This window comes from Neisseria sp. P0006.S004 (assembly GCF_051963015.1).
In the GTDB taxonomy this organism is placed as follows: Bacteria; Pseudomonadota; Gammaproteobacteria; order Burkholderiales; family Neisseriaceae; genus Neisseria.
Window position 1 is genome coordinate 252,653 of record NZ_JBQCUS010000001.1, and the last position, 14,829, is coordinate 267,481.

Consider the following 14,829-nt stretch of genomic DNA (forward strand, 5'->3'; position numbering starts at 1 on the left):
ATCGGGCGATTATCTTATAAACCCGATAGTCTGTCAAGGTTGCAGGCCGTCTGAACGTTTGATTCTGTCTCACTTTTCAGACGGCCTATCGGGTATTAATAACGGCCGGGAACCGTACCCATACGTTGTTTCAACGAAGTTTGCGGTTCGTTGAACAATGACGCGTAATAAGTCGCGTTGGTCATGACTTTTTTCACGTAATCACGAGTTTCGGTGAATGGGATGGTCTCGGCGTAGATGGCGCCTTCCAAAGGAGAAGAAGCCTGCCAGTTGCGGGCGCGGCCGGGGCCGGCGTTGTAGCCTGCGGTGGCCATCACTTCGTTATTTTGCAGGCGGCGTTTGGCATCTGCCATGTACCAAGTACCCATGCGGATGTTGCCGTCCATGGTGTAGAGTTCGCTGCTGCTCATGCCGATTTTGCCGGCAATTTCGCGGGCGGTTGCAGGCATGACCTGCATCAGGCCTTGTGCGCCGACGCTTGATTGCGCGCCCATGACAAAGCGGCTCTCTTGGCGAATCAAACCGTAAACCCATGCCGGGTCAACGCCTGCCTGTGCGGCATAGCGGACGGTCAGGTCTTTAAACGGAGAGAGATAGCGCAGTTTGTAGTTGAGTTTGTGGTCGGTACGGTCGGCGCTGTTGATTGCCATGTCGTAGAACTGGTTGTCGAAAGCGACTTGTGCGGCAGTCAGCAGGTTGTCTTCGTTGAAGTCGCGGGTGGCAAAACGCCATTCCGCCTGTGCCTGACGGCGCATTTTGGAATCGCCGTTGCTTTGGCTGTTTTTAAACAGAACCAATGCGCGTTTGATGGCACCGTCTTCGCTCATACGGCGGACGTCTCTGGCATCGGCATCAGAAACATTGTTGCGCGTATTGATGCGGCGGCCCAGTTCTTCACCTGCCATTACGGCGTAGAAATTGCGGCCGGAAGCGGCAGCTTTTTCATACATTTCTTTGGCTTGGCTGCTTTTGCCTTGTGCGGCAAAGCTGCGGCCCAGCCAATATTGCCATGTCGGGTCTTTTTGCAGTTTTTCAGGCATATGCTGAATCACGCTTGCCAATTCGTCCCAACGTTGCAGACGCAAAGCGGCGCGTGCGTACCATTCCAATTGTTCGTCGGTCAGTTGTTTGCGGTCGGAAACGCGACCGTAGTAGCTCAAAGCGGTCGGCATATTTTGGCTTTGTGCATGGTAGTGGCCCAATACGCCCCATGCGAAGCTGCGTTGTTCGCGGCTGAGGCCGGATTCCATGTCGGACAGGGTGGCGGCGGCAGAAGCGGATTTACGTGCATCTTTGCCGATTACGCTCAACAGGCTGTATTCGGCCGCACCTTGCGTGCCACCTTCAAACGGGCTGCCCAATGCGGCAGCGAGGTTGCGTGCATCTGTGGTTTGGCTGTTGCTCAATAAGCCGCGTACGCGACGCCATGCGTCGTTGGTGTTCAGACGGCCTGAAGCTGCCGCGCTTTCAACTAAGCGGGTACAGCCGGCAGGCAGTTTGCCGGTAACGCGAACCAGCTCGGCGGCTTTGCTGTAATTGCCGCTGCTCAAATCGGCATAACATTGCACTTCTTGTGCGACGCCGGCGGCGTTCAATTTACTGAATTCTTGACGGAACAAATCCCATTGGCCGCGCGCACCCAAGGTTTTCAGCCATTCGTTGCGGACGTTTTCAGCCATTGCGCTGTCGCTGGCTTGGGATAAAAATTGTTGTACCCAAGCATCGTCGCCGCGTTTGGCGGCATCGATGGCGCTTTGGTATTGACTGTAATCGGACAGGACTTTGGATTCGCTGTCGGCGCGGCGTGAAGGAATAGAAGTAGATTTAGGCTGAACGACGGTTTCGGTTTTCGAAGCAGTCGGTGTGTTTTGGGTGGCGCACGCCGATAAAACAGCGGCGGTAATCAAGCTGAGGGAGAGAGGGAAAAGACGTTGAACGTTCATTGGATACCGTGTCGTTTTTAGAATCAAAATAGCTGCTTATTTTAAATGATTTATGCGGAATAACCGAATTACAAACCGATATTTACATTTTCAAAGCCCGGAAATGACTAAGGCCGTCTGAAATATGAAACACTTTTGAGGTATTCCTAATTCAGACGGCCTTTTATGAAGGAAGTCGTCAATCGGGTTTGTGTTCGATATAGTCTTGCGGCTTGTCGGCTTTGCTGGTGCGCGTAACCGTATATTCGCCTTCGATAATGTCTTCATCCTCTTTGGCGGAGCTGTAAGTCTGACGGCTTTGGAAAGACTGCGTAGAAGAAGCGGTCGCGTTGCCTTTAAACGGAATCAGCAAGAGCAGGGCGACGGCGGTTGAAATAAAGCCGGGACTGAGCAGGAAAACCGCGGCAGCAGTATAGCGAATCGGCCACAACATCTGATAGAGGGAAATGTTTTGGCCGCTGCGGACGGCTGCGCCTGCGAGCAAAAGGCCGGAAATGCCGGTATGGCGCAGCATAAAGATACCGCTGATAAAGCTGAGAGCCATCACAAACAGCGTCCAGCCGCCACCTATCCAGTCTGCAACCCAGACGATGGACATGATTTCCAAAAAGATTAAAACCAAAAAACCGATTCCAAAATACTGCATAAGTGTTTGTTCCTTCATTCAACGGATAGTGTCGATTGTGTTCTATCTAGATAAAGATAAACCTTATTTTTTCAAGCAAATGCTGTGTGAAAAAGGGTAAACGGGTAATGAGGCCGTCTGAACAGAGATAAAAAGAAGGAAGATATTTCAGACGGCCTTTAGATATTCTATCGCATCACATTGTTCCAATCGCTTTCAAAATAACTGACGAGAATTTGGTTGTTTAAATAATTTGCTTCCACCTTGCGCCTTGCCATATCAGGCGGAAAACGGAACATTTCGGCAACGGTCTGGGCATTAAGATAGCGGGTGCGTACGTCGAATTTTTGCGGAATGGGGAAGTTTTGGTCAAACCCTGCCAGCACAAATCCCCATTCGCCAAAGGAAGGGACGTAAACATGATAGGGCGCGGTATTCAACTTGGCCGCTTCGAGGGTGGCAACGACCGACCAGTAGGCATTGGGTGCGAAATAAGGCGAAGTGGATTGCACAACAATCTTGCCCTGCGGTTCAAGATGGCGGGCAACGAGGCGGTACATGGGGACGGAGTAAAGTTTGCCCAGCGAGAAATTGGACGGGTCGGGCAGGTCGATGATGATAACGTCGAATTTTTCAGACGACCCTTCCAGCCATTTGGCGGCATCGTCGTTGACGACGTGCATTTTGGGATGGGACAGCGAGCCTTGGTTGAGCGCGCTCAAGGTGGCGGAGGTTCTAAAGGTGGCGGTCATGTCGGGGTCGAGATCGACCAAAGTCACATTTTTGACCTGCGGGTATTTCAAGACTTCGCGTGCCGCCAATCCGTCGCCGCCGCCGAGAATCAGGATGCGTTCGGCATGGGGCACCATCTGCATGGCAGGCAGAACAAGTGCTTCATGGTAACGTGCTTCGTCGCGTGAGGAGAATTGCAGGTTGCCGTTGATATAGAGACGGGTATCATCTTTCCAGCGTGTAACGACCAGCCGTTGGTAGGGAGAATGGCTTTGATAGACGACGGGATCGCCGAAATAGCTTTGTTCGGCTTTGAAAGAGATACGGTCGGCGTAGATGAAGAGCGTAATGAGCGCGGTCAATACGATAAACGCACGCGTACGGATGGCGTGATAGCGGGGTAATTCGGATTTGAATACGCGGGCGGTCAGATAGGCGACGGCGGCGTTGAAGATGCCAAACAACAAGGCGGAACGCGCCATGCCGAGTTTGGGGGCGAGCAGGAGCGGAAATAATAACGAGACGGCAAGTGCGCCCAAGTAGTCGAAAGTCAATACTTTGGAAACGAGTTCTTTAAACTCTGCGCCTTTTTGGTTTAACACGCGCATGACCAAAGGAATTTCCATGCCGACAACCATGCCGACAATCAGTACAAAAGCGTAGAGCAGGGTGCGGAACGGGGCGGCGGATAAACCGAAGGCCACAAATAATGCCAGCGCGGAAATACCGCCGATGATGCCGACCAGAAGTTCGATTTCGATAAAGCGGTGCAACACGTCTTTATCTTTGATGTATTGGGTCAGGTGGGCACCGATACCCATTGAAAACAGATAAAGCCCGATGACGGAGGAAAACTGCAAAATACTGTCGCCCAAAAGATAGCTTGCGAGCGCGGCGATGATAAGCTCGTAAGCGAGGCCGCAGCTTGCGACGATAAAAACGGAGATGATGAGGGTGCGGTGGGCGTTCATGATGACGTTTTTGTTGCTTGAGTGTGGGCAATGTAATGATTTTTAAGGTGGGCTGCAAGTTTAATTATAGGATGTAGAAAAGGCCGTCTGAACAAATTGTTTCAGACGGCCTTTAATCTGTCAGGCATTAATAGCGGTGTTTGAATACCATGCCCACTGCGTAAGAAGATTTTTTCGGCAAATCTTCGTCGTATTTCGGATTGACGTTTTCTTTCAACCAGCCGGCACCAAGTGTGGCGGTTGTTCGTTTGGAGAAGCTGTAATCGGTGCTGACGGCGACGTGTTTGTAGTCTTCGCCGACAGAGCTTTTACCGTAGGCAAAGCCGATTTGAGGTTTGAAATTGCCCACTTTGTATGAGCCGGACACCATAAATTCTTTGGTGTTGTTGATTTCTTTGTCGTAAGAACCGGCTACGTTGCCCGCTGCATCTTTCCATACGCCCCAGCAGCTGAAGCCGTCGCAAGTGTTTTTGGCGTATTGGAACGCAGCATCGACGGAGATTTTGTCTTTGCTGTATCCGGCCATGAATGCGTGTGCTTGGAAGTCTTTGGTTTCGGTTGGAGAGTCGTTGGGTGCGTATTCGGCAGCGTAGTGCGCGTTAAAGCCGTTGTTTGGGTGGTAGTAGTCTACACCCCAGCCGAAGACCCAGTCGCCGTCACGTTTTTTGTCCGGATTCCAGTCATTGTTGTTGCGCGCGGCATTGGAACCGGGGGAAACGTTGAATTTGAATTGGAAACCGTTTTTCCAAGGCGACTCATAAGCCATGGAAACACGGCGTTGGCCGAAGCGGGAAATTTTGCCGAACTCCAAAATCGGGCTGTTGGTGTCGAACGGGTTCAGATAAATGCTGTTCATGGGCGTACTGATGTAACCCATTTTGACGGTGCCAAGGTTTTTGTAGCTGTTGAGCGCGACGTATGAGTCGGCAGTACCCCAGCCGCCCCAGCGGTCGGAATCGAAGTAAATAAAGGAGCCAAGTTGCCATTTCAACCATAAGTCGTCGTTGAGTCGTACTTCATCGGAGAGATAAAGACTAGAACTTTTATCGGAAATGGTTGTATTGGTTACACCGGTTTTATTGTTGTGTTCTACCTCGGTCATGATGTAGATGGTGCCGCTCATTTTAGGTTCGGCGTGGGCGGCACTTAGGGAAGAGCCGATGAGGGCAGTGGCAATAAAGTAAGATAACTTCTTCATTTGATTCTCCTTTTTATGTCTTTTTCTTGCTTATGGCGAAAGAGTTCGGATAATCTTATTTGACAAAACATAAAAAATCAATACATTTGTAACTTATCGTAGGATAAATTGAAAAATAGTTTTCAGTTACGTATTTTTGTGTTAATTTGCCGACAATCTTAGACGGCTATTATTATTTCGATGGAATATGTGGTTTAAAACACTATTTTCATGGTTTGAAATGGATGATTTAACTATGCTAGAGAACTTCTAAATAAATGTAGTTGAGTGTAGTTTGAATAATCAGGCCGTCTGAAAAAGAAGAATACCCAAAAGAAGGAATGAAATATGGCCGGAAAAACCTATCCGCTGTTGGCTGCATCATTGGCTGCCGTATTCGCATTGTCAGCGTGCAGCCGCGATGTCAAACCTGCTCCTGAGTTTAAACGTACCGATTATGAGCGCGTGGTGGTCAGCAACGGCGTCGAGCCGGGTACGCTGGATCCTCAGATGAGCGGCGATATGGCGGCCGGTGCGATTATCCGTCAGTTGATGGATGGTTTGGTTGGTACGGATGCCGAAGGCAAAACCATTCCTGCTTTGGCGGAAAAATGGGAGAGCGAGGGCGAGCGTGTTTGGACCTTCCATCTGCGTGATGCCAAATGGAGCAATGGCGATCCGATTACTGCCGAAGATTTTGTATACAGCTTCCGCCGTCTTGCCGATCCGGCCACCGGCGCACCTTTCGGCAGCTATTTGGTCGATGCCCAAGTGGAAAATGCGGAAGATATATTAAACGGCAAAGCCAAGTCTGAGACATTGGGCGTCAAGGCGTTGGACGCGAAGACTCTGCAATTTACGCTGATTGCGCCCGTGCCTTATTTCCCCGATATGCTGATTCAGCAATTCACATTTCCGGTTCACCGCGCCACTGTCGAAAAATATGGCAATAAGTGGACGCAGCCCGGTCATTATGTTTCCAGTGGCGCTTATCTGTTAACGGATTGGAAAGTCAACAGCCACATCAATATGGAACGCAATCCCAATTATTACGATAAAGACAAAGTGGCCATTCCGAAGGCGGTTTTCTTGTCAGGTAGCGGCGAGTACAACCGTTATCGCGCCAATGAAATTGATGTGACTTACGGTATTCCCAGCGATCAGGTTAAAGTGGCGGATATTGAGTTTCCAGGGCAAGTGAAACGTACAACTTCTTTGTGCAGCTGGTATTTGGAGCCGAACCACGAAGCAGCGCCGTTTAACGATCCGCGCGTCCGCAAGGCACTCAATATGCTGACGCGCCGCGACATCGTCGTCAAAGTCGGCGGCCGTGGTGATACGCCTGCGTTCCAATTGACGCCGCCGCAAATGCAAGGTGTGATTCCTGTTTATCCGGAGTGGAAGGAGTGGACGCCTGAAAAACGCATCGAAACTGCACGCAAACTGTTGAACGAAGCAGGCTACAACGATGACCATCCGCTTGAGTTCGATATTTTGTACAGCACCAGCGAAGCGTCCAAAAAACAAATTACTGCCGTGCAGTCGGTGTGGAAAGCCGCCATTCCGTTTATCCGTCCGACTTTGTCCAACGAGGAATGGAAAACTTATTTGGATACGCGCGCGCAAGGTAATTTCAAGGTTTCGTTCAGCGGCTGGTGTTCCGATTTTAACGATCCGGCGGGCATGCTCAATATTTTGAAATCCAACAACTCAAACAATGCATTCCGCTACAAAAGCGCGGCGTTTGACACATTTATGAACAATACGCTGAAAGATGGCGTCAGCAAGGAAGCGCGCAGCCATCTCTATGCCGATGCGGAGAAGCAGCTTCAAGAAGACGCTGCGCTGATTCCGCTGTATCATCAGGTTGAAGTGCGTATGGTCAAACCCGATATTATCGGCTATTCCGACAAAGACCCTTTGCGGAACTATACGGTCAAGAGCTGGTCGTTCGCACCGAAAAAATAGATTGATTATAGACAGTACAAGTTTTCAGACGGCCTTGATGACAGAGGCCGTCTGAAACAACAGGAGACATAACACATGAAATCTGTACAACAACGTTTGTCCGCTTTACGCGAAGCCATGAAAAAACATGGTGTGGACGCGTTTGTCATTCCTTCCGCCGATCCTCACCTTTCCGAATACCTGCCCGAGCATTGGCAGGCACGTCGCGATTTTTCCGGCTTTACCGGTTCGGCCGGCACTTTGGTGGTGACCGCCGATAAGGCAGGCGTGTGGACGGACAGCCGCTATTGGGAACAGGCAGGCCAACAGCTTGCGCCAAACGGCATCGAGCTGCAAAAAATGGGCGTTGATGTGCCTTATACCGAGTGGTTGGCACAAAATCTGCCCGAGGGTGCAGTCGTCGGCGCGCCTGCCGATATGTTCGCACTCAGCGGCGAGCGCGGTTTGAAACAGGCACTTGCCGCCAAAAACATCCGCCTCGAATATCCTGAAACTTTGTTGGACGAAGTGTGGGACGACCGTCCTGCATTGCCGACTCCGGAAATCTACGTTCACCATCCCGACTATGTTTCCGAAACGGCGGCCGAAAAACTGGCCCGTATCCGTGCGGCCATGAAGGAGCAGGGCGCAGATGCGCATTTGGTTTCTTCTTTGGACGACATCGCTTGGATTACCAATCTGCGCGGCGATGATGTGCCGTTCAACCCTGTGTTCTTGTCCCATTTGTTTATCAGCCAAGACAAAGCCGTATTGTTTACCGATGCAGGCCGTCTGAAAGCCGAATCTGCCGAAGCCTTGAAAGTGGCAGGTTTTGAAGTGTTGCCTTATGCGCAAGCGGCGGACTACTTGGCAGGCGTTAACGGCGCATTGCTGATTGATCCTAACAAAACTGCTGTAGGCACTTTGCGCCGCCTGTCTGAAGACGTCCGTTTAATTGAAGCCATCCACCCAAGTACATTCTTCAAATCGGTTAAATCCGATGCCGACATCGCCCATATCCGCAATACCATGGCGGAAGACGGCGCGGCATTGTGCGGCTTCTTTGCCGAGTTTGAACAAATCTTGGCAGACGGCGGCGAATTGAGCGAGCTGGACATCGACGGCATGCTCTATAAACACCGCAGCCAACGTCCCGGCTTTATTTCGCCAAGTTTCGACACCATCGCCGGCTACAATGCCAATGCCGCCTTGCCTCATTACAGCGCGACACCGGAAAACAACAGCAAAATCAAAGGCGACGGTATGTTGCTGATTGATTCTGGCGGCCAATACTGGGGCGGTACGACCGACATCACGCGCGTGGTGCCTGTCGGCAATCCGAGTGCGGCCATGAAGCGCGACTACACTTTGGTGTTGAAGGCGCATATTTCTCTGGCGGAGACCATTTTCCCTGAAAACATCAAAGGCCCGATGATTGATGCCATCTGCCGCAAATCGCTCTGGCAGGCGCAATGCGATTACGGTCACGGTACAGGTCATGGTGTGGGCTATTTCCTCAATGTGCATGAAGGCCCGCAAAGCATTGCCGTTGCCGCCGTACCGCAACCGCATCACGCGATGAAGTCAGGCATGCTGACTTCCAACGAGCCGGGTCTTTACCGTCCGGGCAAATGGGGTATCCGTATCGAAAGCCTGGTAATCAACCGTCCGGTTGAAAACCCAGAGGAAACCGAGTTCGGCAAATTCCTGTATTTTGAAACCGTTACCCTCTGCCCAATCGATACGCGCCTGATCGATACCAAACTGATGACCGGCAGCGAAATCGAATGGCTGAACCAATATCACGCCGAAGTGCGCCGCCGTCTTGAGCCTTTGACAGAAGGCGCGGCCAAAGCATGGCTGATTGAACGCACCGAACCTTTGGCGCGTTAACGTGAAAGGCCGTCTGAAACGGCGGATACAAAGTTTCAGACGGCCTTATAACAACAATTATCTAAAAACTAAAAAAACCTTACCCGACTCCGAATAAAAACAATAACCCGGTCGGAATAGAGAGAGAAACCGGCGCGGCGACGTTACAGACGCCTGCTGCCATTCATCCGATTTCCGCTTCAGGTCAGCTTGTTTTCACGAGTCCGGTATGTTCAGACAGGACAGCCTGATTATGTTGAAATTCATCATCAAACGGATATGTGCTTCCATCCCGACCATGCTGGTGTTGATTACCGTATCTTTTTTCCTGATGCGGCTTGCACCGGGTAGCCCGTTCACAGGTGAACGCAATTTGCCGCCTGCGGTCATGGCCAACATTGAAGCCAAATACCACCTCAATGATCCGATGTACCTCCAATATTTCCACTACCTCAAGCAGTTGGCTCAGGGGGATTTGGGGCCGTCGTTCAAATATAAAGATTTCAGCGTTAATGAGTTGCTTGCCCAATCCCTGCCGGTATCGGCAGAACTTGGCTTCTACGCCTTTTTGATTGCCGCTATCTTCGGCATGTTTATCGGCATTATCGCCGCCTTAAAACAAAACAGCTGGCTGGATTATGCGCTGATGAGCGGCGCGATGACCGGTATCGTCGTTCCCAGTTTTGTGATGGCGCCGGTATTGGTGCTGGTGTTTGCCGTCAGACTGCAATGGCTGCCTGCGGGCGGTTGGAACGATGGCGCACTGATGAACTTGATTTTGCCCGTCGTTACTTTGTCCATCGGTTATGTATCCAGTATCGCGCGGATTACGCGCGGCGCGATGATTGAAGTATTGAACAGCCCTTTTATCCGCACGGCACGCGCCAAAGGCCTGCCCATGAGCCGCATCATCCTGCGCCATGCGCTGCGTCCCGCCATGCTGCCGATTGTTTCTTTCTTAGGCCCTGCATTCGTCGGCATCATCACCGGCTCCATTGTGATTGAAAACGTGTTCGGTATTCCCGGCGTCGGACAATTATTTGTCAACGGCGCACTCAACCGCGACTACGGCATGATTTTGGGTTTGACGATTTTGGTCGGCATTATGACCATTTTGTTCAACGCCATCCTCGATATTCTGTATGCCATTATTGACCCGAAAATCCGTTATTAATCCCATTTGCGCAAAGGCCGTCTGAAACGTTCAGACGGCCTGAAGAAAGAATAAAAAGCGAGAGAGAACATTATGTTATTCAAAAAGAAGCAGACTCAGGCCCTCGCAGAGGCAGCAGAATACGCCCAAGTACACGGCAAAAGCCTGTGGAGCGACGCATGGCGGCGTTTTAAACAGAACAAAGCGGCGGTGTACAGCATTATCATCCTGTTGCTGATCAGTATTTTTGTGATTGTGGCACCATGGATTGTCCGCTACACCTACGACTTTACCGACTGGGACAATATGCAGATTCCGCCGTCCTTTTCTACCCATCACTATCTGGGTACGGATTTGCTCGGTCGTGATTTGCTGTCGCGTGCGGCAACCGGCGGACGTATTTCCTTGCTGGTCGGTGTGGCCGGCGCATTGGTGGCCGTTGTCATCGGTACGCTTTATGGCGCGATTGCCGGCTTTATCGGCGGTAAGCTCGATTCGCTGATGATGCGCTTTTTGGAAATTTTGAACGCGTTTCCGTTTATGTTTTTCGTGATTCTGCTGACCACATTCTTCGGCCGCAACCTGCTTTTGATTTTTGCCGCCGTGGGTTTGGTGTCTTGGCTGGACGTGGCGCGTATCGTGCGCGGTCAAACCTTGAGCTTGAAGCATAAAGAGTTTGTCGAAGCAGCGCGTGTGAGCGGTGTGGCGAAACGTAAAATCGTAACGCGCCACATTATTCCGAATGTTTTAGGCGTGGTGATGGTGTATGCCTCTTTGCTGGTGCCGGGCATGATTATGTTTGAATCCTTCTTGAGCTTCTTGGGCTTGGGCGTGCAAGAGCCGATGACCAGTTGGGGTTCGATGTTGCAAGAAGGCGCGATTTCGATGGAGGCCGCACCATGGCAGCTGCTCGTGCCGAGTTTCTTCTTGGTAACCACTTTGTTCTGTTTCAACTTTATCGGCGACGGCCTGCGCGATGCGCTCGACCCGAAAGACCGCTAAACCGCAACCAAAAGGATAATCAAAATGACAAAACAGTTACTGGTTGTAGAAAATCTGGACATCAATTTTGAATTGCATGAAAAAAACGTGCATGCCGTGCGTAATGTCAGCTTTAAAGTGGCAGAGGGCGAAACATTGGCTTTGGTCGGCGAATCCGGCTCGGGCAAATCTGTAACATCTATGTCCGTTATGCGCCTGCTGCCTGAGAAATTTGCCCGATACAGCAAAGATTCGCGCATTACTTTTGACGGCATTTCCATTTTGGATGCCGATGAGAAAACCCTGCGTGATTTGCGCGGCAATCGCATCAGCGTGATTTTCCAAGAGCCGATGACCTCGCTCAATCCGTTTATGCGTATCGGTACGCAACTGATTGAAGCGGCGCGTGTGCACAATAAAAAGCTCGGCCGCAAAGAAGCAGGGCAGAAAGCATTGGCATTGTTGGAACGTGTGGGCATCAAAGAAGCCGAGCGCCGCATGAAACAATATCCGCACGAGTTTTCCGGCGGTCAGCTGCAACGCATTATGATTGCCATGGCGCTCATCAATGAACCTGACCTGCTGATTGCCGATGAGCCGACCACGGCTTTGGATGTGACCATTCAAGCCGAGATTCTCGATTTGCTCCATGATTTGCAACAGCAAATGGGCATGGCGATTATCTTCATTACCCACGATTTGGGTTTGGCGGAACACTATTCCAAAACCGTCTGCGTCATGCGTAACGGCGAAATTGTCGAGCGCGGCAAAATCAAAGAAGTATTTGCCCATCCGAAACACGAATATACCGCCGAACTCATCAATGCCATTCCAAAAGGCATGAAAGAGCCGGAAGAAAACAACGCCGGTGTGTTAATCGATGCCGATAATGTCAATGTTTCTTTCGTATTGAAGCAAAATTTTTTCGGCAAGCCGCTCAAAACTTTTGATGCGGTCAAAGGCATCAGCCTCAAAATTAAAGAAGGCGAAACATTGGGCGTCGTCGGCGAGTCCGGTTCCGGCAAATCCACGCTGGGCAAAGCCGTCATGCAGATGCTGCCTTATACCGGCCATATCTCCTTTGAAGGCAAAGACCTGAAAAACTATACCGCCGAAGAAGCACGCCGTCTGAAATCGCAACGGCAAATTGTGTTCCAAGATCCGTTCGGTTCGCTTTCTCCACGCTTGACCGTTGGCGAAATTATTGGAGAAGGTTTGACGGTTCATCATCCCGAGATGACCAAAAAAGAACGTATCCAACGCGTTTTGGAAGTCATGAAGGAAGTGTCCCTGCCGCTTGATGCGCTCAACCGTTATCCGCACGAATTTTCCGGCGGCCAGCGTCAGCGTATCGCCATTGCACGCGCCGTTATCCTGCGCCCGAAATTCATCCTTTTGGACGAGCCGACTTCTGCACTTGACCGCTCCGTACAATCCAAAGTGGTCGAACTTTTGCGCGATTTGCAGAAGAAATACGGCCTGACTTATATGTTCATCAGTCATGACCTGTCTGTCGTGCGCGCTGTCAGCGACAATGTGATTGTGATGAAGCAGGGCGAAATGGTTGAGTACGGCAGCGCGGATCAGATTTTCCACCATCCGCAAAACGACTATACCAAACGTTTGATTAACGCCGCATTTGATTTGTAGAAAAGGAAAAGGCCGTCTGAAGTAGTTTTCAGACGGCCTTTGGTTTTGTATTCGGTTATAAACAGGGAAGGGGTACTTGGATAGGTATAAAGTTTAAAAGGCCGTCTGAAACCGGATAGGGAAGTTTCATACAGCCTTTTGTTTATCGATAATGTTGACCTATCAACATAAACTTAAATTTCAAAAGGACAAAAATAAAAAAAGACTTGAATCAATCAAGTCTTTATATCCTTATCAAGGATGGCGGAAGCGGTGAGATTCGAACTCACGGAGGGCTATCAACCCTCGACGGTTTTCAAGACCGTTGCATTAAACCGCTCTGCCACGCTTCCGTTCTTGAAGCCGTAATACTAATGGAACTTACGGCCTTTGCCAAGAGGTATTTTAGAAAAAATATCTAGGATTCTGTTTTTATTTGGATTGTTCTTCACGCATGAATACCCATTCGGCTTCGTTTGAAGCTGCTTCATTGAATGAATAGCCCTCGTAGTCGAAATTTTTGAGTATTTCAGGCTCGGTAATGCCGTGTTCTGCCGCGTAGCGCACCATCAAACCGCGTGCACGCTTGGCGTAGAAGCTGATGATTTTGTATTTGCCGTTTTTCTCATCTTTAAAAATCGGTGTAATCAGGCGTGCGTTGAGTTTTTTGGTGTTGACGGATTTGAAATATTCTTGTGAGGCGAGGTTGATTAAAACGTCGCTATCGGCCTGCTTCAGCGTTTGGTTGAGCAGGTCGGTAATTTTATCGCCCCAAAATTCGTAGAGGTTTTTGCCGCGCGAGTTGGCAAAGGCCGTGCCCATTTCCAAGCGGTAGGGCTGCATCAAGTCGAGCGGGCGCAGTATGCCGTATAGGCCGGAGAGCAGGCGGACGTGTTGTTGCAGGTAGTCGATTTGCTCCGGTTTGAGCGTATTGGCGGCGATGCCTTCATAGACGTCGCCGTTGAACATAAATACGGCTTGTTTGGCGTTTTCAGGGGTAAACGGCGTGTGCCATACGGCATTGCGTTCGGCGTTGAGCAGGGCGATTTTGTCGGAAACATGCATCAGCTCGGCGATTTGTTGGGGGGCAAGCTGGCGCAACTCCTGCATCAGGATTTCTGCTTCGGGCAGAAGGTCGGGCAGGGTAAAGCTGCTGACGGGGGAGGGGTCTTTTTCGTTGAGGTTTTTGGCTGGGGATAAGACAAAAAACATAATAATTTCGGCTTTGAAATGAATAATGTGTGGGATTGTAGGTTTAAAATCGGGGAAGAACAAGACGGGCTAAACGCATTAATTGAATGCTTTTATTGAAACGTATTTCTGTTGAAAGTAAAATTCGAAGCTTCCCCCTGTTTCTGACATTTCTACTTGAGGAGAATATCATGTCTAAAACCATTATTCATACCGACAAAGCCCCTGCCGCGATTGGCGCATACAGCCAAGCAGTCCGCGCAGGCGATACGGTTTATATGAGCGGTCAGATTCCTTTGGATCCAGCTACGATGACTGTGGTCGGCAATGGCGACTTCCGCGCCGAAGCAGTGCAAGTATTTAAAAACCTGCAAGCCGTAGCCGAAGCGGCCGGCGTTTCTTTAAACGATATCGTCAAACTCAATGCTTATTTGACGGATTTGGCCAACTTTGCCGTGTTCAATGAAGTGATGGCTGAATTTATCGAACAACCTTTCCCTGCGCGTGCGGCGGTTGGCGTGGCCAGCCTGCCTAAAGGTGTTCAGGTTGAAGCGGAAGCAGTATTGGTTTTAAACGCATAATTGATGTTTCAGACGGCCTGGGCTGGG

The 14,829-nt window shown here is 50.4% G+C and carries 11 protein-coding genes and 1 tRNA gene; 6 read left to right on the forward strand and 6 right to left on the reverse strand.

What is annotated here, in order from left to right:
- Nucleotides 1–95 precede the first annotated feature (95 nt).
- The 4 genes from ACTHR2_RS01190 to ACTHR2_RS01205 form a co-directional block, all read right to left on the reverse strand.
- Complete coding sequence (locus ACTHR2_RS01190) at nucleotides 96–1,943, reverse strand: lytic transglycosylase domain-containing protein (RefSeq protein ID WP_263341367.1); 1,848 nt, start codon at nucleotides 1,941–1,943, stop codon at nucleotides 96–98.
- Nucleotides 1,944–2,121: 178 nt separating this feature from the next.
- Nucleotides 2,122–2,589 (reverse strand): FxsA family protein, encoded by a 468-nt coding sequence (locus ACTHR2_RS01195; protein ID WP_070712314.1) that lies wholly within the window; start codon nucleotides 2,587–2,589, stop codon nucleotides 2,122–2,124.
- Nucleotides 2,590–2,756: 167 nt separating this feature from the next.
- The gene (locus ACTHR2_RS01200; protein ID WP_349306316.1) at nucleotides 2,757–4,274 is read right to left on the reverse strand and encodes a polyamine aminopropyltransferase; all 1,518 of its coding nucleotides are present in this window, start codon (nucleotides 4,272–4,274) and stop codon (nucleotides 2,757–2,759) included.
- A 124-nt stretch (nucleotides 4,275–4,398) separates the two neighbouring features.
- A complete protein-coding gene (locus ACTHR2_RS01205) occupies nucleotides 4,399–5,469 on the reverse strand; it encodes a porin (RefSeq protein ID WP_070823476.1) in 1,071 nt (356 codons plus the stop codon).
- Between the two features lie 327 nt (nucleotides 5,470–5,796).
- On the opposite strand from ACTHR2_RS01205, the gene ACTHR2_RS01210 reads away from it, so the two are divergent.
- The 5 genes from ACTHR2_RS01210 (at nucleotide 5,797) to ACTHR2_RS01230 (ending at nucleotide 13,051) form a co-directional block, all read left to right on the forward strand.
- Complete coding sequence (locus ACTHR2_RS01210) at nucleotides 5,797–7,416, forward strand: ABC transporter substrate-binding protein (protein ID WP_263341375.1); 1,620 nt, start codon at nucleotides 5,797–5,799, stop codon at nucleotides 7,414–7,416.
- 75 nt (nucleotides 7,417–7,491) lie between these two features.
- Complete coding sequence (locus tag ACTHR2_RS01215; RefSeq protein WP_263341377.1) at nucleotides 7,492–9,288, forward strand: aminopeptidase P family protein; 1,797 nt, start codon at nucleotides 7,492–7,494, stop codon at nucleotides 9,286–9,288.
- 232 nt (nucleotides 9,289–9,520) lie between these two features.
- Nucleotides 9,521–10,441, forward strand: coding sequence for an oligopeptide ABC transporter permease OppB (gene oppB / locus ACTHR2_RS01220; RefSeq protein ID WP_036490316.1), 921 nt, complete (start codon nucleotides 9,521–9,523; stop codon nucleotides 10,439–10,441).
- Nucleotides 10,442–10,513: 72 nt separating this feature from the next.
- The gene (gene oppC / locus ACTHR2_RS01225; RefSeq protein WP_003683112.1) at nucleotides 10,514–11,422 is read left to right on the forward strand and encodes an oligopeptide ABC transporter permease OppC; all 909 of its coding nucleotides are present in this window, start codon (nucleotides 10,514–10,516) and stop codon (nucleotides 11,420–11,422) included.
- 24 nt (nucleotides 11,423–11,446) lie between these two features.
- Nucleotides 11,447–13,051 carry an ABC transporter ATP-binding protein gene (locus ACTHR2_RS01230; RefSeq protein WP_440375248.1) on the forward strand — a complete coding sequence of 535 codons (1,605 nt, stop codon included), beginning with the start codon at nucleotides 11,447–11,449 and terminating at the stop codon, nucleotides 13,049–13,051.
- Between the two features lie 241 nt (nucleotides 13,052–13,292).
- Here ACTHR2_RS01230 and ACTHR2_RS01235 read toward each other — a convergent pair.
- Together ACTHR2_RS01235 and yaaA are read right to left on the reverse strand one after the other, a co-directional pair.
- Nucleotides 13,293–13,383, reverse strand: a tRNA-Ser gene (locus ACTHR2_RS01235).
- A 79-nt stretch (nucleotides 13,384–13,462) separates the two neighbouring features.
- Complete coding sequence (gene yaaA, locus ACTHR2_RS01240) at nucleotides 13,463–14,242, reverse strand: peroxide stress protein YaaA (protein WP_263341383.1); 780 nt, start codon at nucleotides 14,240–14,242, stop codon at nucleotides 13,463–13,465.
- A 170-nt stretch (nucleotides 14,243–14,412) separates the two neighbouring features.
- Between yaaA and ACTHR2_RS01245 the strand changes: the two genes are divergently transcribed.
- Entirely contained in the window at nucleotides 14,413–14,802 is a 390-nt protein-coding gene (locus tag ACTHR2_RS01245) for a RidA family protein (RefSeq protein ID WP_263341385.1), read from the forward strand.
- Nucleotides 14,803–14,829: the final 27 nt, after the last annotated feature.